19 protein-coding genes and 2 pseudogenes are annotated in these 19,628 nt (G+C 64.4%); 13 read left to right on the plus strand and 8 right to left on the minus strand.

Features of this window, described 5'->3' with window-relative positions:
• Positions 1-124 precede the first annotated feature (124 nt).
• Positions 125-763, minus strand: coding sequence for a TetR/AcrR family transcriptional regulator (locus HAP41_RS42450; RefSeq protein WP_166077115.1), 639 nt, complete (start codon positions 761-763; stop codon positions 125-127).
• Positions 764-978: 215 nt separating this feature from the next.
• Between HAP41_RS42450 and HAP41_RS42455 the strand changes: the two are divergent.
• The 4 genes and pseudogenes from HAP41_RS42455 (at position 979) to HAP41_RS42470 (ending at position 6,114) form a co-directional block, all read left to right on the plus strand.
• Positions 979-2,528, plus strand: a pseudogene (locus tag HAP41_RS42455) (ABC transporter substrate-binding protein).
• Positions 2,529-2,765: 237 nt separating this feature from the next.
• The gene (locus HAP41_RS42460; RefSeq protein ID WP_166077112.1) at positions 2,766-3,737 is read left to right on the plus strand and encodes an ABC transporter permease; all 972 of its coding nucleotides are present in this window, start codon (positions 2,766-2,768) and stop codon (positions 3,735-3,737) included.
• The gene (locus HAP41_RS42465) at positions 3,734-4,573 is read left to right on the plus strand and encodes an ABC transporter permease (protein WP_028148686.1); all 840 of its coding nucleotides are present in this window, start codon (positions 3,734-3,736) and stop codon (positions 4,571-4,573) included. The genes HAP41_RS42460 and HAP41_RS42465 overlap by 4 nt, the downstream gene beginning before the upstream one ends.
• Before the next feature lie 2 nt (positions 4,574-4,575).
• Positions 4,576-6,114, plus strand: a complete 1,539-nt coding sequence (locus HAP41_RS42470; protein ID WP_166077093.1) for a dipeptide ABC transporter ATP-binding protein — start codon at positions 4,576-4,578, stop codon at positions 6,112-6,114.
• Positions 6,115-6,132: 18 nt separating this feature from the next.
• Here the strand turns inward: HAP41_RS42470 and HAP41_RS42475 are convergent, their stop codons facing one another.
• Positions 6,133-6,405: a hypothetical protein gene (locus tag HAP41_RS42475; RefSeq protein WP_224580593.1), complete on the minus strand. Its 273-nt coding sequence runs from the start codon at positions 6,403-6,405 to the stop codon at positions 6,133-6,135.
• A 417-nt stretch (positions 6,406-6,822) separates the two neighbouring features.
• Between HAP41_RS42475 and HAP41_RS42480 the strand changes: the two genes are divergently transcribed.
• The 3 genes and pseudogenes from HAP41_RS42480 to HAP41_RS42490 all read left to right on the plus strand — a co-directional run.
• Entirely contained in the window at positions 6,823-6,996 is a 174-nt protein-coding gene (locus tag HAP41_RS42480; protein WP_166077088.1) for a hypothetical protein, read from the plus strand.
• Positions 6,993-7,250: a hypothetical protein gene (locus HAP41_RS42485; RefSeq protein ID WP_166077086.1), complete on the plus strand. Its 258-nt coding sequence runs from the start codon at positions 6,993-6,995 to the stop codon at positions 7,248-7,250. Before HAP41_RS42480 ends, HAP41_RS42485 begins: the two co-directional genes overlap by 4 nt.
• A gap of 56 nt (positions 7,251-7,306) precedes the next feature.
• A pseudogene (locus HAP41_RS42490) lies at positions 7,307-8,080 on the plus strand (AEC family transporter); the annotation flags it as partial.
• 163 nt (positions 8,081-8,243) lie between these two features.
• Here the strand turns inward: HAP41_RS42490 and HAP41_RS42495 are convergent.
• Both HAP41_RS42495 and HAP41_RS42500 read right to left on the minus strand, forming a co-directional pair.
• Positions 8,244-8,531, minus strand: coding sequence for a hypothetical protein (locus HAP41_RS42495; RefSeq protein WP_166077062.1), 288 nt, complete (start codon positions 8,529-8,531; stop codon positions 8,244-8,246).
• A gap of 126 nt (positions 8,532-8,657) precedes the next feature.
• Positions 8,658-8,999, minus strand: coding sequence for a hypothetical protein (locus tag HAP41_RS42500; protein ID WP_166077045.1), 342 nt, complete (start codon positions 8,997-8,999; stop codon positions 8,658-8,660).
• 120 nt (positions 9,000-9,119) lie between these two features.
• Between HAP41_RS42500 and HAP41_RS42505 the strand changes: the two genes are divergently transcribed.
• The 4 genes from HAP41_RS42505 (at position 9,120) to HAP41_RS42520 (ending at position 13,910) form a co-directional block, all read left to right on the plus strand.
• Entirely contained in the window at positions 9,120-9,440 is a 321-nt protein-coding gene (locus HAP41_RS42505) for a helix-turn-helix domain-containing protein (protein WP_166077004.1), read from the plus strand.
• Positions 9,441-9,664: 224 nt separating this feature from the next.
• Positions 9,665-10,390 carry an outer membrane protein gene (locus HAP41_RS42510; protein ID WP_166076991.1) on the plus strand — a complete coding sequence of 242 codons (726 nt, stop codon included), beginning with the start codon at positions 9,665-9,667 and terminating at the stop codon, positions 10,388-10,390.
• Positions 10,391-10,556: 166 nt separating this feature from the next.
• On the plus strand, positions 10,557-12,713 hold the full coding sequence (locus tag HAP41_RS42515) for a methyl-accepting chemotaxis protein (RefSeq protein ID WP_166076984.1): 2,157 nt from the start codon (positions 10,557-10,559) through the stop codon (positions 12,711-12,713).
• 135 nt (positions 12,714-12,848) lie between these two features.
• Positions 12,849-13,910, plus strand: a complete 1,062-nt coding sequence (locus HAP41_RS42520; RefSeq protein ID WP_166076952.1) for an MBL fold metallo-hydrolase — start codon at positions 12,849-12,851, stop codon at positions 13,908-13,910.
• A 59-nt stretch (positions 13,911-13,969) separates the two neighbouring features.
• Here the strand turns inward: HAP41_RS42520 and aroQ are convergent, their stop codons facing one another.
• From aroQ to HAP41_RS42540, 4 genes are read right to left on the minus strand one after another with little or no spacing between them, the layout of a single operon-like run.
• Complete coding sequence (aroQ, locus tag HAP41_RS42525; protein WP_166076946.1) at positions 13,970-14,401, minus strand: type II 3-dehydroquinate dehydratase; 432 nt, start codon at positions 14,399-14,401, stop codon at positions 13,970-13,972.
• Between the two features lie 19 nt (positions 14,402-14,420).
• On the minus strand, positions 14,421-15,701 hold the full coding sequence (locus HAP41_RS42530) for a TRAP transporter large permease (protein WP_166076937.1): 1,281 nt from the start codon (positions 15,699-15,701) through the stop codon (positions 14,421-14,423).
• Complete coding sequence (locus HAP41_RS42535) at positions 15,698-16,246, minus strand: TRAP transporter small permease (RefSeq protein ID WP_166105443.1); 549 nt, start codon at positions 16,244-16,246, stop codon at positions 15,698-15,700. Before HAP41_RS42535 ends, HAP41_RS42530 begins: the two co-directional genes overlap by 4 nt.
• 25 nt (positions 16,247-16,271) lie before the next feature.
• Positions 16,272-17,300 (minus strand): TRAP transporter substrate-binding protein, encoded by a 1,029-nt coding sequence (locus HAP41_RS42540; protein ID WP_206706258.1) that lies wholly within the window; start codon positions 17,298-17,300, stop codon positions 16,272-16,274.
• A gap of 158 nt (positions 17,301-17,458) precedes the next feature.
• Between HAP41_RS42540 and HAP41_RS42545 the strand changes: the two genes are divergently transcribed.
• Together HAP41_RS42545 and hemA are read left to right on the plus strand one after the other, a co-directional pair.
• Positions 17,459-18,193, plus strand: a complete 735-nt coding sequence (locus HAP41_RS42545; protein WP_085402607.1) for a GntR family transcriptional regulator — start codon at positions 17,459-17,461, stop codon at positions 18,191-18,193.
• 198 nt (positions 18,194-18,391) lie between these two features.
• On the plus strand, positions 18,392-19,621 hold the full coding sequence (hemA, locus tag HAP41_RS42550; RefSeq protein ID WP_028148697.1) for a 5-aminolevulinate synthase: 1,230 nt from the start codon (positions 18,392-18,394) through the stop codon (positions 19,619-19,621).
• The last annotated feature ends 7 nt before the right edge of the window (positions 19,622-19,628 follow it).

Raw genomic sequence — 19,628 nt, forward strand, 5'->3', positions numbered from 1 at the left:
CGTCTCAGTGTGTCGATTTATAAAACCGACTAGACGGTTTGGAAAGTTCAAAAACGGGGGTCTGACACATTTGGCCGCAGGCGCGGCTTTGGGCAGTGATCGGCGGGAAATTGCTGACGATGAATCAGGCGCGCTTGCGCGGCGTTGCGGCTTTCGCCGCCGAGTGCCCGCCGGATTTGGCGGTGCGCTTGGCGGCCGGCCGCTCGAGGCCGGTCCACTGCGCGTCGTCGAGCAGACGCGCGAACAGCCGCTGGTGCTCGTCCTTGCTGAGCGGTGACATGCCGAACAACGAGCTCAGCAGCAGTCCCATCGCGCCGGCCCAGCGCAGCATCGCGAGATCAGGATCAGTGGCCTCTTCCCTGATCGCCGCCATCCTCTCCATCTCGCGCTCGCGCGGCAGCGCCATCAGACTGGGATTCTCGACCATGGCCGCAACCAGCGCCAGCGCGGCAGAATTCGGCGAGGTGGCCGCTTCGCGCACGGTCGCGAGCTGGGTCGCCAAATTGGGATTCGCGGAGGTCGCGCTCACCTTTGCCATGGTGCTGGTGGCGAACTCCTCGAAATGCGCCATCTGCCGGTCGAGCAACGCCTTCAGCACCGCTTCTTTGGTGCGGAACTGATGCATCACGCCGCCCTTGCTGAGTCCGCTCTCGCGCGCGATCGCATCCAGCGTCAGCCGGCCCGGCCCGTCGCGCGCGATGATCGCGATGGCCGCTTCGAGTGCGGCGTTACGGGATCGTTCGGAGCGGCTGGCATTGTCCATGGCCGACTTGTCTCCGTGACAAGACAATGAATCAAGTGAAAACAGGACGCGCTGTACATTTTTTGTGCGAACACTGTCGAGACTTTCATCTTGCGGCCCCGAATGAGACTGTGTGAGCCTCGATACCGGATGGGGACTGGGATGGGCCGGCCGGAGCTTTGCGCGCCATGACGTGCGAAGCGTTCTCGGCCGGTCTCGCTTGAGAAAGATACGACATGCCAAAACGAGTGTTGCTTGGTGCCCTCCTGGCTTGCGGCCTCACGGCCTCGGCGCTGGCGCAAGAGCCGAGGACGGGGGGCGTGATCAACGCCGTGATCCAGCCCGAGCCGCCCGGCCTGATGCTTGCGCAGGTCCAGAACGGCCCGACTCAAATGGTCTCGGGCAACATCTTCGAGGGCCTGCTGCGCTACAGCCCCAAGCTCGAGCCACTGCCGGAGCTTGCCGAAAGCTGGAGCGTCAGCGAGGACGCCAAGACCTACACCTTCAAGCTCAAGAAGGGCGTGACCTGGCATGACGGCAAGCCCTTCACCGCCGCCGACGTCCTGTTCTCGATGGAGATGCTGAAGCAGACGCATGCGCGTGCCCGCACCAATCTGGCGCAGGTCGACAAGATCGAGACGCCGGACGACTATACGGTGGTGTTCACGCTGAAGCAGCCATTCGGACCGTTCCTCGGCATCTTCGAGGTCGGCTCGATGCCGATGGTGCCGAAGCATCTCTATGAAGGCACCGACTGGAAGACCAACCCCTACAACAACGCGCCTGTCGGCACCGGCCCCTTCATGTTCAAGGAGTGGCAGAAGGGCTCGTTCATCCGCCTGGTCAAGAACCCGAACTACCACGAAAAGGGCAAGCCCTATCTCGACGAGATCTACTGGCAGATCATTCCCGACGCCGCCGCGCGCTCGGTGGCGTATGAGACCGGCAAGGTCGATGTGCTGCCCGGCGGCTCGGTCGAGAACTTCGACGTGCCGCGGCTGTCCAAGCTGAAGGACACCTGCGTCACCGGCGCCGGCTGGGAGTTCTTCTCGCCGCTCGCCTGGCTATGGCTGAACAACCGCCAGGGGCCACTCGCCGACAAGCGGGTGCGGCAGGCGATCATGTACGCGATCGACCGCGATTTCGCCAAGGACGTGATCTGGAACGGGCTCGGCAAGGTGGCGACAGGCCCGTCCGCCTCGACCATCAAGTACTACACCGACGACGTGCCGAAATACCCTTACGATCCTGCCAAGGCCAAGGCGCTGCTGAAGGAAGCTGGCTACAAGGGCGAGAAGATCCGCCTGCTGCCGCTCGCCTATGGCGAGACCTGGCAGCGCTGGGGTGAAGCCGTGAAGCAGAACCTCCAGGACGTCGGCATGAACATCGAGACGATCGCCACCGACGTTGCCGGCGGCAACCAGAAGATCGGCGACTGGGACTACGACATCGCCTTCACCTATCTCTACCAAATGGCGATCCCGCGCTCGGCGTCGGCCGCAATTATATCTCCAGCAACATCGCCAAGGGGCAGGTCTTCAACAACGTCGAGGGCTACTCCAACCCGGAGATCGACAAGCTCTTCGCCGACGGCGCGACCGCGACGCCGGACTCGAAGCGCAAGGAGATCTACGAGAAGGCGCAAAAAATCCTGGTCGAGGACGTGCCGGTGGCCTGGATGCTGGAATTGCAATTCCCGACCATCACCCGCTGCAAGGTCAAGAACCTGATCACCACGGGCATCGGGGTCAATGACGGCTTCAAGGACGCATGGCTGGACAAGTGATGGCTGCCCTCTTCACCTCTCCCCGCTCGCGGGGAGAGGTCGAATGTGCGCATAGCGCACATTCGGGTGAGGGGGAGTCTCCGCGAGCCCAACTATCACCGTCCCCGCGGAGAGTCCCCCTCACCCCAACCCTCTCCCCGCATCCGCCTTCGCCGAGGCTTCGGCGGACAAGAGCGGGGCGAGGGAGCCCACTGTCTCCGTGGCTCCAGGTCACGCTACAAGAGATGACTCTCTAATATGCTCTCCTTCGTCGCTCAGCGTGTCCTGAAGAGCGTGATCGTCCTGCTCGCGATCGTCGTCCTCAATTTCTTCCTGATCCGGCTTGCGCCCGGCGACCCCGCGGTCGTGATGGCGGGCGAGGCCGGCGCCAGTGACCAGGTCTTCGTCAAGCAGCTCCGGGAAAAGTTCGGCCTCGACAAGCCGCTGCCCGAGCAGCTCTTCATCTACGTCAAGGGCGTCGTCACGCTCGACCTCGGCTTCTCCTTCCGCCAGCAGGCGCCGGTCGCGAAGCTGATCGGCGAGCGGCTGCCGGCGACGCTGCTGCTGACGCTGACGGCCTTCGCGATCTCGCTCATGCTCGGGGTTCTCTTCGGCACCTTCGCTGCGCGCTTTGCCGGAACCTTCCTCGACACGGCCATCACCGTGTTCGCGCTGATCTTCTACGCCATGCCGATCTTCTGGGTGGCACTGATGGGAATCCTCATGTTCTCGGTCACCATGGATTGGCTGCCGAGCTTCGGCTACGAGACCGTCGGCGCCAACCTCACCGGCCTTGCCCACGCAGTCGACGTCGCAAAGCATCTGATCATGCCGGCGATGACGCTCGGCCTGTTCTTCATGGCGACCTACACCCGCATGACGCGCGCTTCGATGCTGGAGGTGAAGCGGCTCGACTTCGTCAAGACCGCGCGCGCCAAGGGCCTTTCCGATGCCGTGATCCAGCGTCGCCACGTGCTGCGCAACGCGCTGCTGCCGGTCGTGACGCTGGCCGGTGTGCATTCCGGCACGCTGATCGGCGGCGCCGTCATCACCGAGACCGTGTTCGCCTGGCCCGGCATCGGGCGTCTGATGTACGACGCGCTGCTCCAGCGCGACTACAATCTGCTGCTCGGCGTCTTCGTGATCTGCTCCGCCATGGTGCTGATCTTCAACCTCATCACCGACCTCGTCTACCGCCTGGTCGACCCGCGCATCGAATTCGCCTCATGAAACAGTTCTGGAAATCGATGCTGAAGAGCCCGAGCGGCGTCGTCGGGCTCGTCATCCTTGTCCTTGCGATCTCGATCGCGGTGTTCGGGCCGATGCTGTTCCCGAATTCACCCTGGCGGATGGTGCAGCGGCCGTTCCTGCCGCCCTTCACGCTCTCGACCGTGCCGCTCGGCACCGACGCGCTCGGCCGCGACGTGTTCGCCGGCATGATCTTTGGCGCTCGCGTCTCGCTGCTGGTCGGCCTCGTCTCCACGCTGGTCGCGCTGGTCGTCGGCGTTCCCATCGGCGCCATGGCCGGCTATTTCGGCGGCAAGGTCGACGACGCCCTGATGCGCTTCACCGAGTTCTTCCAGACCATTCCGAGCTTCGCGCTCGCGATCGTGCTGGTCGCGATCCTCCAGCCCTCGATCTACTCGATCGTGGCCTCGATCGCGGTGGTGAGCTGGCCGCCGGTCGCCCGCCTCGTGCGCGGCGAGGTGCTGTCGCTGCGCACGCGCGAATATGTCCAGGCCGCCGTCGTGACCGGCCAGAGCAACACCTGGATCATCCTGCGCGAGATCCTGCCCAACGCGCTGTCGCCGGTGATCGTGCTGGCCTCGCTGATGGTGGCGACCGCGATCCTGCTGGAATCCTCGCTGGCGTTCCTTGGGCTCGGCGATCCCAATCTGATCTCCTGGGGCTACATGGTCGGCGCCGGCCGCACCGTGATCCGCCAGGCCTGGTGGATCACCGTGTTTCCCGGCGTCGCCATCCTGATCTCGGTGCTGGGCCTCAATTTGATCGGCGAAGGCCTCAACGACGCGCTCAATCCGCGCCTGTCTCGGGAGGGCCGCTGATGATGACCGCCCCGCCCGCCGTCTCGATCAAGAATCTGCGGATTGCGCTGCCCAAGGGCGCCGAGCGTCCGTTCGCGGTCGACGGCGTCTCGCTGGATTTACGGCCCGGCAAGATCGTCTGCGTCGTCGGCGAATCCGGCTCCGGCAAGTCGATGTGCGCGCATGCGCTGATGGGCCTGTTGCCTGATACGGTCACCGTCACCACCGGCGAGATCCAGTTCGAAGGCCGCGACCTGCTCAAGCTCGACGACGACGGCTGGCGCGATTTGCGCGGCCGCCGGCTCGCGATGATTTTTCAGGAACCGATGACCGCGCTCAATCCGTTGATGCGGATCGGCGACCAGATGGCGGAGATGTTCGAGGCCCACGGCCTGCTGACGCCGAAGGAGCGGCGCGCCAAGGCGCTGTCGCTGGCGCGCGAGGTCGGCCTGCCCGACCCCGAGCGCATTGTCCGCGCCTATCCGCACCAGCTCTCCGGCGGCCAGCGCCAGCGCGCCATGATCGCGATGGCGCTCGCGCTCGAGCCTGCGGTGCTGGTCGCGGACGAGCCCACCACCGCGCTCGACGTCACCACGCAGGCGCAGATCCTGAAACTGATCCGCAACCTCCAGCGCAACCGCAACATGGCGGTGATGTTCATCACCCATGATTTCGGCGTGGTCGCCGACATCGCCGACCAGGTCGTGGTGCTCAGGCACGGCAAGGTCGTCGAGGAAGGCCCCGCCGCGACCATCTTCAACAATCCGCAGCACGACTACACCAAGGCGTTGCTCGCCGCCGTGCCGTCGATGGACCCGCCGGCGCGTGAGCCGCTCGACGACCAGGCCAGAGCCGTCGAGGTGATCGGGCTGGACAAGACCTACGTCACATCAGGCGGCTGGTTTCGCGACGACCGCCGTGTCGATGCCGCGCGCGAAGTCAACTTCAATATCCTGAAGGGCGAGACGCTCGGCCTCGTCGGCGAGACCGATCTCACGCAGCTTTCGGGCAAGGCGCTCCGCGCCGAGCGCCATCGCATCCAGATGATCTTTCAGGATCCGTTTGCCTCGCTCAATCCGCGCCGCAAGGTCGGGCACATCATCGCCGACGGTCCGATCGCAGCCGGCATCGATCCGAAAGTGGCGTTCGACCGCGCCCGCGATCTCCTCAAGATGGTCGGACTGGACGCCGGCGCGCTCGACCGCTACCCGCATGAATTCTCCGGCGGCCAGCGTCAGCGCATCGGCATCGCGCGCGCGCTCGCGCTCGAGCCGGACATCATCGTCGCCGACGAAGCCGTCTCCGCGCTCGACGTTTCCGTGCAAGCGCAGGTGCTGCGACTGCTCGAGGACCTCAAGGCGCGCCTTGGCCTCTCGATGCTGTTCATCACCCACGATCTGCGCGTCGCAGCGCAAATCTGCGACCGCATCGCGGTGATGCAGCGCGGCGCCATCGTCGAGTTGAAGCCGACCGCGCAACTGTTCGCCGCGCCGGAGCACGCCTATACGCGCGAGCTGCTGGCGGCCGTGCCGGGCCGGAAGGAGCGCGCGCCGGCGGCGTGAGGCGGCCGATCGCGGTTGCTACTTGGCCGGAGGGTTGGTGTTCTTCCAGGTCGGGACTGAGTTGGTCACGCCGACCGATGGTTGATTGGACGTTCCGATCGACGGCGCAGTGACGGTCCCGACGGTCTGTCCGGAGCTTCCATAAGTTGTGCCTTGCGTTGCTGGCGCTCCGGAAAGACCGCCCGTGTTGCCTTGGGTGCCCGCCGCAGACGTCTGCGCGCCTGCAGCGAATGGCGATGCCGCAAATCCGACGGCGATAAGTACCGCAATCGAGCGTCTCGTTCTTGTCATGGCTAATCCTTTCGGGCGCGGTGTCTCAGTCGCGTCGGCCGTTCGCTCGTCGAACCAGTCGTGCACTGAGCAATCTTACAACTCCACGCGCGTAAAAATGTGCCGCAATACGATCACACTGCAGGGCCTGACGCTCCATCACGATGGCGCGACGAGCAGCTCCAGCCGAACAGGGGCGCACTCCCAGCCCCTTGGCTCGCCGCTGCGCCGCCGTGCCGGGACACAAGCAGCGCGCGCCGGCAACGTCAGGCCAGCTCATGGCTAAGGTATTCCGCTCCTCTTCACGCAACGGAACACTCACGGGCTTTTTATCCCTCGTGACCGCCCGCACAGATGCGAAACAGAGGCCGGCACCCCAGATTCGCATGGAATGATCTCCATCATCTGATGATGGATTCCCGATCCATTGGAGCCGATATGGGCCAGGTTATTCAGTTTATCTCGAAATCCGAGCGCGAGCGCGTTCGCCTCATTCAGGAGGCACGCGCGATCTACGACAGCATTTTTCCGCCGGCTGATCCGAGCGGCGAGCCGCAGGGCAAGACGACGATCGGCCGCGCGGCCAACGGCGACGCAGGAAATCTGGCGTGATCAAGATCATCGCGGTGCTCTGCAGCCTCTCCTCTCCGGCGAATTGTCACGAGCAGATCGTCACCACGTCGGACCTCGCCAACGTCTCGATGCAGTCCTGCCTGATGGGCGCGCCGCAGCTCGCCGAATGGATGAACCAGCATCCGGCCGAACGCCTGGCTGGATGGCGCTGCGTGTTCGGTCAACAGACCGGCAGGGGCGCCTGTGGCCACAGGCCGTCTGGTCGAGGACGGCGCCATCCAGTTGAACCGTGACGAGCATGCATCGCCAGGCTAGAATGGCGACGCTGCTTGGCAGAGGGGGACGCCGGATGGAGGTCGCCAGCCTCGTTCTTCCCGTGTTCGCAATCATCGTCACCGGCTGGCTTGCCGGCGAACTCGGTTATCTCTCCCGCTCGCTTGCGGACGCGCTGGTGCATTTTGCCTACAACGTGGCGATGCCGGCGCTGCTGATCGTCACGATCGCCCAGGAGCCGGCGCGCAACCTGCTGGAATGGCGCTTCCTGCTCGCGTTCGGCGGCGGCTCCCTCCTCTGCTTCGCGCTGGTCTTCCTGGCGGTCCGTGCGGACGGCAAGCACGACCTCGCCAGCAGCACGATCCATGGCATGGCGGCGGCCATGACCAATACCGGCTTCGTGGCGCTCCCGATCCTGCACGCGATCTACGGCCAGCCCGCCGTCTTGCCCGCCGCGGTGGCGACGGTGTTCGTCGCCGGCGTGATGTTTCCGCTCACGGTCATCCTGCTGGAAAGGGACGTGCGCAGCCCTGCGCATTCCGCCGGGCTGGTGAAGCAGATCCTGCTCAATCCGATGGTGCTGTCGACGCTGATCGGTCTCGTCTGGGCGATCACGGGCTTGCCGATTCCGGCGCCCGTCGCGGCCTATCTGAACATCATTGCCGCCGCGCTCACGCCCTGCGCACTGTTTGCCATCGGGCTTGGCCTGTCGGTCGACGGCCTGCGATCCAACCTGAAAGCATCGTTCGCGCTCGCGACCGTGAAGCTGGTGGTGATGCCGCTGATCGTCTACGGACTTTGCGTGGTCACTGGCCTCAACCCGCTCTACACGGTCGCCGCCGTCATATGCGCGGCCGTGCCGACGGCGAAGACCGTCTATGTGCTGGCACACGAGCACAAGGTCGGTCACCACGATGCTGTCGGTCGCGACATTGCTGGTCGCGCTCTACCTGCTCTCCGGCCTCGCGCCCGGGACGCGTTGACGGTCACCGGCGCGCCTGGCGAGGTGTTCTCTATCTCGTGGTGTTGCTCCAGGTCGGCACCGAATTGGTCACGCCGACCGACGGCCAATTGTACGATCCGATCGAGGGCGCCGTGGCCGTCCCGACCGTCTGTCCAGACGACCCGTAGGAGGTCCTGGGCTGCGCGACCGGCAATGCGGCGGCGCCGTAGGTCGGGGCCACCACGCCCGTGCTGTAGTGATGCCGGCTCGGCCGGGCCTTCTTCGCTTCGGCTGCGAAGGGCGCGGCAAGCAGTCCGACAGTGATGAGTGCGGCAATGGCGGGTTTGATGCGTGTCATGGCGGTTCCCTTCATTGGCCGCGAGCCCAGTGTGCGATGTGTTCATTCAACGCAAGATTTCCATAGGCATCCGTTCATAACTTCGTGCACGCCCGAATGTGCCTGACCCGGACACCGCTGCCGTGGTCATCGTCGCTTCGGACGACATGCCTTGCGGCCATGTCGCTCCTTAACTGTCGCGACAGAGTGCATCAGCGCCTTGAAGGCGGCGATCGCCGGATCGTCAGCGAGCGTGTGGTCGGGCCGCGACTCCAGATGCTCGACGACGGCCAGCAGCGCGTCCGCGATCTGTCCGATCTGCTTGCCGTAACCGGCCACATCCGACAGCACGTCCTTCTCGACATCTGGCGCCGAGGATTGCCCCACCGTGATGTTGACGAGACCGAACTGGCCGCCGGTGGGACTGAAGAACGACGGATAAATGGACTGGACGACATCCCCCGACAGGGGCAGCTTGAACACAGGCATGCGATTTCGCCTCGCTGATGCTCGACCGGCATGGACACACTATCACGACCACCCGCCTTCGGATGGACCCGAATCAGCGCTAGTGCATCGCCTTCAGTGACTTCCCTGGACGCAAACAGCATGACCGGCGCCGAACTGAAGCAGCTCCGCAACGACCTTTCCGATGCCCTCGAGCGCAAGCTCACCGCGGCCGACATGGCCAAGCTTTGCGGACTGCCGGAGAAGGGCGGCGCCGACACCATCCGGCGCTGGGAGGTCAGCGGGCCGACGCCGTCCGCGACCAAGGTGCTGCGCGTGCTCGCGATGGCGAGCGAGCGCTATCCGATCATGGAGAAGTTCGACGTCTTCGATCGCCACGACGTACGCGAGGAAGACCGGCCCGCAAGGCGCGCGGCCTTCCGCGAGCAGATGCGCGATGAGGTGCGACGGCGGCTTGGTTAACGAGAGACGCGCGCAAGTTACCCGAGACTTGCGACGTTAAGCCTTCCTTCACCACTTCTTAAGCCGCCATTAAGCACGAAAATCATTTACAGCCCAATAAGTTAGGTTGGCTGTCGCTGTGCCACGGATGTGACAGCATTTTCGTCAAAAGCGAGCTATCTGCAAAGCCAACGACGGCGCGGACAGCGCGTCTGCCGGGGACCAAAGTGCTGGAGTTCAAGACGATGAAGAAGATTTTGTTTGCGACCGTTGGGCTGCTCGTGGTGGGCGCTGCCGCGCCGGCCGTCGGCGCCGATCTCGGCAACCGCAACTATTACAAGGCGCCTGCGCCGGCCTATGCCGCGCCGATCTACAACTGGACGGGCTTCTATGTCGGCGGCCATGTCGGCGGCGCGTTCTCCAGCGACAACAATTTCAACGGCCTCTCCACCGGCAACAACGGCAACGGCCGTTTCCTCGGCGGCGTGCAGGTCGGTACTGACTGGCAGTTCAACCCGAACTTCTTGGTCGGCGTCGAAGGCCAGTATTCCTGGCTCTCCGGCAGCGTCGGCGCGGCGTTCCCGGGCGGCGTCGCCTACAGCAACGACCAGCGAGGCCTCGGCTCGATCACCGGCCGCGTCGGCTACACCTGGGGTCCCGGCCTGCTCTACGTGAAGGGCGGCTACGCCTATTCGGACAACAACGAGAAGGTGACGATTGGCGGCGTGCCGACCGGCTTCATCATCGATGGCGATCACCGCAACGGCTACACCGTCGGCGCCGGCCTCGAATACATGTTCGCCCCGAACTGGTCGGCCAAGGCCGAGTACCAGTACTACAATTTCGGCGACGCCCACTTCACCGCGGGCCCGCTGGTGGGCACCGGCAACTTCACGACCGACGACCACACCTTCAAGGCGGGCGTCAACTACCGCTTCAACTGGGCCAACTCGGCGGTCGCGCGCTACTGATCGCGCCTCAAAAATCTCCTCGCCAACAAGGGCCGGCAAATCTGCCGGCCCTTTCTTTTTTCGCTGTGCGGAACGAACGCAACCGATTGTGCAACTTGCGATTTTTTAACCCGACCCAGGGATACTCCGCGGCGAAAATATAAAGATCACGCGTGGGGGAATTTCGATGGCGATCCGTCTGGGTGCTGGCCGTGTCCTTGGCCGTCTCAAGCCTCGTTTCAAGATGCCAAGGTGGGGCGTGCGCGGCAGCCTGTTCGCCGCCTTCGCATTGATCGCGGGCATGGGCCTCGTGATCGCAGCCGGCGCCGGCTTCGTCTTCAATCACCTCGGCGCGACCATGATGGATCTGAGCGGCCGCGACATCCCGCGCCTCTCCGCCAGCCTGCAGCTTGCCTCGCAAAGCGCGACGCTCGCCGCGCAAGGCCCGGGCCTGCTGGCATCGCCCTCCGACGAGGCGCTGAAGGAACGCACCAAGAGCGTGAAGGACATCCAGCAGCTCGCCATGGCCAAGCTCGGCGAGATCATCGAGCTCGGCGCCGACAAGCAGGTCGCAACCGCGCTGCGCGACACCGCCAAGAGCATCGACGAGGCGACCCAGAGCCTGGTGTCGGCCGCGCGCGAGCGGCTCGAGACCGGCGCGCTGCATGACAAGCAGTATGAGGCGCTGCGCAAGGCCCAGCTCACCTTCGTCGGCGCGGCCGGTCCTGCGATGCTGGACGCACAGACGCGCCTGAACGCGATCCTCGGCGCGGCGGAAGTTTCCGCCGATGATGCGACTGAGGCTGCCCGCTCCGTCTCCCAGGTCGCGACAATCTCCGCCAACGGCAATCTGATGGCCGCCGACATGATGGCGGCGCTGTCGGCCAACAACAGCGACACGCTGGAAGCGATCGAGAAGGAGTTCAAGGCGACGCGCGACCGCGTCAAGTCGAACCTCGAGGACCTCCCGAACATGCCCTCGATGCAGACGGTGCGCGACGCCGTGCAGAAGCTGTTCGCCTTCGGCGAGGGCAAGACCGGCGTGTTCAAGATCCGCCAGAAGGAGCTCGACGCCATCGACTACGGCCAGACCATTCTGGACGAGACCCGCAAGCTCAATGTCGGTCTCGGCATCAGCGTGCAGCAGCTCGTCGACGGCGTGCAGAAGGAGACCAACGCGTCGACCTTCCAGGCGCGCCAGGAGATCTCGCTCGCCACCACCGCGATGCTGGCGCTGGGCGCGCTGATGTTGGTTGGCTCGGCGCTGTTCGTCTGGCTCTATGTCGGCCGCAACATCCTGCGGCGGATCGGCGCGCTGCATCAGTCGATGCAGCTGCTCGCGAATGGCGACCTCGAGACCGAGATCTACCGCTCGAAGCACCACAACGACGAAATCTCGGTGATGGCGAACACGCTGCAGGTGTTCCGCGAAAGCATGATCGAGGCCCGCGCGATGTCGAGCGAGCAGGACAAGGACCGTGTCGCCAAGGCCGAGCGTGCCGCGCGCATGGAAGCGAAGATCGCCGAGTTCGAGCGCGCGGTACGCAACGCGCTCGACAATCTCGCGCAATCGGCCAATTCGATGCAGTCCACCGCGCAGAGCATGTCGAACACCGCCGACCAGTCCAACGCGCTAGTGAACGCGGTTGCCTCCGCCGCGGAGGAAACCTCGGTCAACGTGCAGACCGTGTCATCAGGCACCGAGCAGCTGTCGTCCTCGATCGAGGAGATCAGCAAGCAGGTCGTCACCTCGGCCGCGATCGCCAGGAAGGCGGTCGACGAGGCCGGCGCCACCGACACCACGGTGCAGAGCCTTGCCGACAGCGCGAGCCGCATCAGCGTCGTGGTCGACCTGATCCAGACCATCGCCTCGCAAACCAACCTGCTCGCACTCAACGCCACCATCGAGGCGGCGCGCGCGGGCGAAGCCGGCCGCGGCTTCGCAGTGGTCGCCTCCGAGGTGAAGAGCCTCGCGAGCCAGACCGCCAAGGCGGCGGAAGAGATCCGCACCCAGATCGCCAGCATGCAGTCGGTCACGACCTCCGCGGTCGGCGCCATCCAGGGCATCGGCCGGATCATCGGCGAGATCAACGACGTGACGACGACGATCGCCGCCGCGGTCGAGGAACAGGGCGCGGCCACCCGCGAAATCGCCCGCAACATCCAGCATGCCGCCGGCGGCACCAGCGAGGTCTCCAGCAACATCATCGGCGTCTCCACGGCTTCGGCGGAAGCCGGCGCGGCGGCGAGCGAAGTGCTGGGCGCCTCCGACGCGCTCCGCCGCGAAGCCGACATGCTGCGCGGAGAGATCGACGCATTCCTCAACAATATGCGGGCGGCGTAAGCCGCCGGTCCGTAGCCCGGATGGCGCGCCGCGTAATCCGGGCTACGGAAAACTGCGGGTATGACCGCCATGCGGAGACCACGGCCCGGCCTTTTTCGGCTGGCGCCCCGCGCCCGGCGGGTTTAAGCCGGTAGCATGAACCCGAAAACCGACACCGTGCAGTCCTCGGCCGAGGCCCTGCGCTATCCCTGGGAACAGCATCCCGGCCCCGAAGAGATCGTCGAGGTGCGTCCCGGCGTGTTGTGGGCGCGGCTGAAACTGCCGTTCCGCCTCAACCACGTGAACATCTACCTGCTCGCCGACGGCGACGGCTATGCCATGGTCGATGCCGGCTTCGGCAACGAGGAGACGATCGAGGCCTGGACCAGACTGTTCGAGGGGCCGCTGAAGGGCGTCAACATCACGCGCCTGATCGTCACGCATTCGCACCCCGATCACGTCGGCCTCGCGGGCTGGATCGTCGAGCGGTTCAACTGCCCGCTGGTGATGACGCAGGTCGAATATCTGCAATCGGTCTACCACCAGAACCGCGGCACCGAGGAGCGGCGCGAAGCCCAGCGGCTGTTCTTCCGCCGCCACGGCATGGACGAGTCGCTCACCGAAAAGCTGCTCGGCCGCGGCCAGGATTATCTCAAGCGCGTCTCGGTGCTGCCGCCGTCCTACCGCCGCATCTCGCATGGCGACGAGGTCGTGATCGGCACGCGCCGCTTCAAGGTGATCACCGGCGGCGGGCACGCGCTCGACCAGGTGATGCTGTATTGCGCCGACGACAAGCTGTTTCTCTCCGCCGACCAGGTGCTGAGCAAGATCTCGCCCAATGTCAGCGTCTGGGCGGTCGAACCCGACCAGAACTCGCTCGGCGAATATCTGGCCTCGCTCGCGAGCCTGACCACCACCCTGCCCTACGATCTGCTGGTGCTGCCCGGCCACGGCGTGCCGTTCTATGGTCTGAAGACCCGCATCAAGCAGCTCGCCGACCACCATGAGGAGCGCTGCCGCCTGATCGCGGAAGCCTGCAGTGAGGTGCCGCAGACCTCGCGCGCCCTGGTGCCTGTCGTGTTCAACAAGCACGTGCTGGACGAACACCAGATGGGTTTTGCCGCCGGCGAACTCGTTGCCCACGTCAATTACATGATCGTCGAGGGCCGGCTGACGGCGGAGACGAAGGACGGCGTGCTCCAGTTCCGGACGACGTGAGCTTTTCGCCTCTCCCCGCCTGCGGGGAGAGGGAGCAGACCTCCGCCGCGGCTACCAGCTCACTTCATATTCGCGATCGCGTGCAGCGCCGCGACGTAGCCGAACGGGCCCAGCCCGCAGATCACACCGGTCGCCACGAACGAGATCTTGGAGTGCCGGTGATATTCGTCGCGGGCGTGGATGTTGGAGATGTGGACCTCCAGCACCGGGCCTTCGAATGTCTTGATCGCGTCCATGATCGAGACCGAGGTGAAGGAGAAGCCGGCCGGATTGATGACGATCGCATTGGCATCCTGCCGCGCCGACTGGATCAGATCGACCAGCACGCCTTCATGGTTGGACTGGTGGAAGGCCAACTTGAGCCCGAGCTTGGCAGCCGCTTCCTCGCAACTCACATTGACCTCCGCGAGCGTGGTCGTGCCGTAGATGTGCGGCTCGCGGATGCCGAGCATGTTGAGGTTGGGACCGTTGAGGATCATCACGCGCTTCATGGACAGGTCCTTCTAGAAGTTAGCCACCGAACCACTTGGCCGGGCCGGTGACGAGAGCGGGAAACAGCGTCAGCAAGGCTAGCACGACGAGCTGCGCGATCATGAAGGGCCAGACGCCGCGGATCAGATCATCCATCGAGACGCGGGCAACGCCACAGACGACGTTGAGCACGACGCCGACCGGCGGCGTGATCAGGCCGATAGCGTTGTTGATGATGAAGAGCACGCCGAAATAGACGGGGTCGATGCCGGCCTGCTTGACGATCGGCATCAGGATCGGCGTCAGGATCAGGATCGTCGGCGTCATGTCCAGCGCGGTGCCGACGATGACGACGATGATCATCAGCACGAAGGTGAGGAGGGTCTTGTTGCCCGCGAACGGTTGCACGAGCGCCACGATCTGGTCGGAGATCTCGGCAACCGTGATCAGCCAGGACGATACCAGCGCCGCGGCGACGAGGAACATCACGACAGCCGTGGTCTGCGCGGTGCTCACCAACAGTGCCGGCAGTTGTGCCGGCCTGAGCTCGCGATAGACGCCCATCGCCACCACCAGCGAATAGACCGCGACGACGACGGCCGCTTCCGTCGGCGTGAAGATGCCGAAGCGCAGGCCGAAAATGATGATCATCGGCAGCATCAGGGCCCAGAAACCGTCGATCAGCGCGCGCCAGATCTCTGCAAGGCTCTTGCGTGGGAGGCGCGCCGGGTTCTCCTTGCGCACCACCCACCACCAGGCAAAGCACAGGCCGACGCCAAGCAGCAGGCCCGGCACGATGCCGGCCAGGAACAGCTTCGAGATCGAGACATTGGCGGCGACGCCGAAAATGACGAAACCGATCGACGGAGGAATGACGGGCGCGATGATCCCGCCGGCCGCGACGAGGCCAGCCGCGCTGGCGCGATTGTGGCCGGCGGCGGCCATCATCGGCACCAGGAGCGCACCGAGCGCCGCGGCGTCCGCGACCGCCGAGCCCGAGAGCGAGGCCAGGATGCATGACGTGAGGATCGCGACATAGCCGAGCCCACCGCGGAAATGGCCGACCAGCGCGATCGCGAAGTTGAGGATGCGGCGCGCAAGGCCACCGGTGTTCATGACCTCGCCGGCGAGGATGAAGAACGGCACCGCCATCAGCGGGAAGGAATCGACGCCGTTGATAACGTTCTGCGCGATGATCTGGGAGTCGAACATCGCGAGATAGGTCATCAGCGCGATGCCGCAGATGATCAGCGCAAACGCGATCGGCATGCCGATCGCCATGGCGCCCAGCAGCGAGAAGGTGAAGACGGCGACAGTCATGCCTGCTGCTTTCCGCTCGCGTCGCCAGGAGAATGCGGGAGTTCCTCGGACTCGCTGATGGCGATCAGATCGGCATCGGCGACCTGCCCGGTCACGAGCCGATAGAGCTCGTGCACGATGATCACGCAGGAGGAGGCGCCGAACACGATCCCGGCGGCGTAGAACAGGCCGACCGAGAGCCCCGAGGCGGGCGCCACCGTGTCCCAGTTCAACACCGTCTGCTTCCAGGAGCCTTCCGTCAGCAGCACGGAGGCATAGAGCATCAGCGCGTGGCTGAGGCCGTAGCAGACCTTGCGGCCGAACGGCGACAGCACCTTGACGAGGCTGTCGACGCCGAGATGGGCATGCTCCTTCAGGCCGATGATCGCGCCCAGAAACACCATCCACACGAACAGCCAGCGCGACAGCTCTTCCGAGATCGCAATCCCGGAATTGAAGCCGTAGCGCAGCACGACGTTGCCGAACACCAGCACCACCATGGCGGCAAGCAGCACCGCGATCACCGCGCGGAGCAGCCAGAAGTAGGCGTTGACCATCGTTTTCATCATGTCCGGCCTGCTGCGCGTCGGCTTACGGCTTGAGCGCATGCACGCGGTCGAGCTCGCTGTTGAATAGCTTGACGATGGCGGGGTCGTAGTCGGCCGAGAATTTTTCCGCGATCGGCCTGGTCTTCTCGCGCATGCGATCGAGCTCGCCGGGCGCGATCTCGTTGACAGCCATGCCCTTGGCCTTGAGCTCGTCGATCGCGGCCGTGGCCTGCTCGCGGCTGACCTTGCGCTGGTAGTCGCGCGCCTCGATCGCCGCGTCCTGCAAAATCTTCTGCTCGTCAGGCGAAAGACCGTCCCAGAATTTCTTGCTGATCAGGATGATGTTGGTCGAATAGGTGTGGTTGGTGACGCTGAGATACTTTTGCACCTCGAAGAACTTGTTCGACAGGATCACCGAGAACGGATTCTCCTGGCCGTCGACGGTGCCTGTCTCCAGCGCGCTATAGAGCTCCGAGAAACTCATCGGCACCGGGTTGGCGTTGAAGGCCTTGAAGGTCTCCAGATAGACCGGGTTCGGGATCACGCGGATCTTGATGCCACCGAGGTCCTCGCCCCTGGTAATGGCACGCTTGCTGTTGGTGACGTTGCGGAAGCCGAGATCCCAATAAGCGAGACCGACCAGCCCCTTCTCGGGCAGCTTTGCCAGCAGCGCTGCGCCGAGCGGACCATCGAGCAGGGCGTCGGCCTGCTGCGGCGTCGAGACGATGAAGGGGAAATCGATCAGGCCGTAATCCTTGACGATGCCGACCAGCGACGTCGTCGCCGGCGACTGCATCTCCTGGGTGCCGGCGCGCAGCGCCGATTGCTGCTGCATCTCGCTGCCCAGCTGGTTGGCCGGATATTCGCGCACCTTGAGCTTGCCGCCGCTCTTGGCCGCGACGATCTCGGCGAATTTCTGCACGCCTTTGCTGACGGGATGGTCGGTGTTGTTGAGGTGCCCCCAGCGGATGGTGCGCTCCTGAATGGCCTGCGCCGAGGCCGGCCCCATCGCGCCCAAGGCGACCGCGCCGATCGCCGCCACCAAAGCCAGACCTTTGAACCGAACGGGCATCGCTCCCTCCCCTGTTGATCTCGTTCTTAGGGACAGGAACGTCTTATATGACGAATTATAAATCAACCTATATTTTTGATTTTGTATGATATTACATGAAACACTTGATAAAGTTTCGAAATCTGGCAAAACGCACGTCCAACGCGCTAGAATGAGGCATGGACACCCTTCCCGACACGACAGCCGAGACGGTGGGCGACAGCGCCTACCGCCGCATCCGCACCGACCTGATCTTCGGCAAGCTGACGCCGGGGCAGAAGCTGAAGCTCGAGCGGATGAGCGGCGCCTATGGCACCAGCATCTCGACGCTGCGCGAGACGCTGAACCGGCTGTGCTCGGAAGGTTTTGTCGTCGCCGAAGGCCAGCGCGGCTTCGAGGTCGCGCCGATCTCGGCGACCGAATTCCAGGAGATCGCGGAGCTGCGCGAGCTGCTCGAGAGCCACATGATCGAGAAGTCGTTTGCGGCCGGCGATCTCGACTGGGAGGCGCACATCGTCTCGGCGCATCACAAGCTCGCGGCGATGGAGCGGATGCTGCTGTCAGGCGAGCGGTCCGATGCGGAAAGCTGGAAACAGTGCGATTTCCAGTTTCATCGCGCGCTCGTCGCGGCCTGCGGCTCGAAGGTGCTGCTCGATGCGCATGCCGCGGTCTATGACCGCTATCTGCGCTACCAGATGATCGCCGTGGTGTTCCGCGGCGAGATGGCTGCTTCCGAGCATCGCGAGCTGAAAGAGCTGGCGCTGAAGCGCGACGCCAAGGGCGCGAACAAGGTGCTGCACACCCACATCCATGATTGCGTGGCGCATGCCTTGCGCAATTCGGATTGGTTAAAGCCGGTGGCCGCCGTCAAGGACGCGCGGAGCGAGCCGCGCAAGAAGGCCAAGGCCGGGTAGACCCGCAGCGCCGCCGATGGTGCAAAGCAACATTGCCTCTCGCGCGAACTTGATCGGGATCAAGTTTCAAATCGCACGATAGGGCATTTTGCCCAAATGCTCCCCATGCCCAAATGTGGGATAGCGCATAGACTCTAGAGCTGGAAAAGCTCTAAGAAGATGCGCCCTTTTTGGTCAGTTCCGTCTTAGGTTTTGCCGATGGATTACGCCCAGTTCTTCAATACCGCCCTCGATCGTCTCCACACCGAGCGGCGCTACCGCGTGTTCGCCGATCTCGAACGCATCGCCGGTCGGTTCCCGCATGCGCTCTGGCACTCGCCGAAGGGCAAACGCGACGTCGTGATCTGGTGCTCCAACGATTATCTCGGCATGGGCCAGCACCCGAAGGTGGTCGGCGCCATGGTCGAAACCGCGACCCGCGTCGGCACCGGCGCAGGCGGCACCCGCAACATCGCCGGCACGCATCATCCGCTGGTGCAACTCGAGGCCGAGCTCGCCGATCTCCACGGCAAGGAAGCGTCGCTGCTGTTCACCTCGGGCTATGTCTCGAACCAGACCGGCATCGCGACCATCGCGAAGCTCATTCCGAACTGCTTGATCCTGTCGGACGAGCTCAACCACAATTCGATGATCGAGGGCATCCGCCAGTCCGGCTGCGAGCGCGTCGTGTTCCGCCACAACGACCTCGCCGACCTCGAAGAGAAGTTGAAGGCCGCAGGTCCGAACCGGCCGAAGCTGATCGCCTGCGAGAGCCTCTATTCGATGGACGGCGACGTTGCTCCGCTCGCCAAGATCTGCGATCTCGCCGAGAAATATGGCGCGATGACCTATGTCGACGAGGTCCATGCCGTCGGCATGTACGGCCCGCGCGGCGGCGGCATCGCCGAGCGTGACGGCGTCATGCATCGCATCGACATTCTCGAAGGCACGCTGGCCAAGGCATTCGGCTGCCTCGGCGGCTACATCGCCGCCAACGGCCAGATCATCGACGCCGTGCGCTCCTACGCGCCGGGCTTCATCTTCACCACCGCGCTGCCGCCGGCGATCTGCTCGGCCGCGACCGCCGCGATCAAGCATCTGAAGACCTCGAACTGGGAGCGCGAGCGCCACCAGGACCGCGCCGCCCGCGTCAAGGCGATCCTCAATGCTGCCGGCCTGCCTGTGATGTCGAGCGACACCCATATCGTGCCGCTGTTCATCGGCGATGCCGAGAAGTGCAAGCAGGCGTCCGACCTGCTGCTGGAACAGCACGGCATCTACATTCAGCCGATCAACTATCCGACGGTGGCCAAGGGCACCGAACGCCTGCGCATCACGCCCTCGCCCTATCACGACGACGGCTTGATCGATCAGCTCGCCGAAGCGCTCTTGCAGGTATGGGACCGCCTGGGTCTGCCGCTCAAGCAAAAGTCGCTGGCGGCGGAGTAGGCCTGCT

The organism is Bradyrhizobium barranii subsp. apii, from assembly GCF_011516635.5.
In the GTDB taxonomy this organism is placed as follows: Bacteria; Pseudomonadota; Alphaproteobacteria; order Rhizobiales; family Xanthobacteraceae; genus Bradyrhizobium; species Bradyrhizobium barranii.

Bases quoted from the DNA above. Each gene is read 5' to 3' on its own strand.
- HAP41_RS42495 (WP_166077062.1), bottom strand. From the start codon at position 8,531: ATGACACGCATCAAACCCGCCATTGCCGCACTCATCACTGTCGGACTG.
- HAP41_RS42520 (WP_166076952.1), top strand. From the start codon at position 12,849: ATGAACCCGAAAACCGACACCGTGCAGTCCTCGGCCGAGGCCCTGCGC.
- hemA (WP_028148697.1), top strand. From the start codon at position 18,392: ATGGATTACGCCCAGTTCTTCAATACCGCCCTCGATCGTCTCCACACC.
- HAP41_RS42515 (WP_166076984.1), top strand. From the start codon at position 10,557: ATGGCGATCCGTCTGGGTGCTGGCCGTGTCCTTGGCCGTCTCAAGCCT.
- HAP41_RS42480 (WP_166077088.1), top strand. From the start codon at position 6,823: ATGGGCCAGGTTATTCAGTTTATCTCGAAATCCGAGCGCGAGCGCGTT.
- HAP41_RS42475 (WP_224580593.1), bottom strand. From the start codon at position 6,405: ATGACAAGAACGAGACGCTCGATTGCGGTACTTATCGCCGTCGGATTT.
- HAP41_RS42465 (WP_028148686.1), top strand. From the start codon at position 3,734: ATGAAACAGTTCTGGAAATCGATGCTGAAGAGCCCGAGCGGCGTCGTC.
- HAP41_RS42470 (WP_166077093.1), top strand. From the start codon at position 4,576: ATGACCGCCCCGCCCGCCGTCTCGATCAAGAATCTGCGGATTGCGCTG.
- HAP41_RS42535 (WP_166105443.1), bottom strand. From the start codon at position 16,246: ATGAAAACGATGGTCAACGCCTACTTCTGGCTGCTCCGCGCGGTGATC.
- aroQ (WP_166076946.1), bottom strand. From the start codon at position 14,401: ATGAAGCGCGTGATGATCCTCAACGGTCCCAACCTCAACATGCTCGGC.
- HAP41_RS42510 (WP_166076991.1), top strand. From the start codon at position 9,665: ATGAAGAAGATTTTGTTTGCGACCGTTGGGCTGCTCGTGGTGGGCGCT.
- HAP41_RS42505 (WP_166077004.1), top strand. From the start codon at position 9,120: ATGACCGGCGCCGAACTGAAGCAGCTCCGCAACGACCTTTCCGATGCC.
- HAP41_RS42540 (WP_206706258.1), bottom strand. From the start codon at position 17,300: ATGCCCGTTCGGTTCAAAGGTCTGGCTTTGGTGGCGGCGATCGGCGCG.
- HAP41_RS42500 (WP_166077045.1), bottom strand. From the start codon at position 8,999: ATGCCTGTGTTCAAGCTGCCCCTGTCGGGGGATGTCGTCCAGTCCATT.
- HAP41_RS42450 (WP_166077115.1), bottom strand. From the start codon at position 763: ATGGACAATGCCAGCCGCTCCGAACGATCCCGTAACGCCGCACTCGAA.
- HAP41_RS42545 (WP_085402607.1), top strand. From the start codon at position 17,459: ATGGACACCCTTCCCGACACGACAGCCGAGACGGTGGGCGACAGCGCC.
- HAP41_RS42530 (WP_166076937.1), bottom strand. From the start codon at position 15,701: ATGACTGTCGCCGTCTTCACCTTCTCGCTGCTGGGCGCCATGGCGATC.
- HAP41_RS42460 (WP_166077112.1), top strand. From the start codon at position 2,766: ATGCTCTCCTTCGTCGCTCAGCGTGTCCTGAAGAGCGTGATCGTCCTG.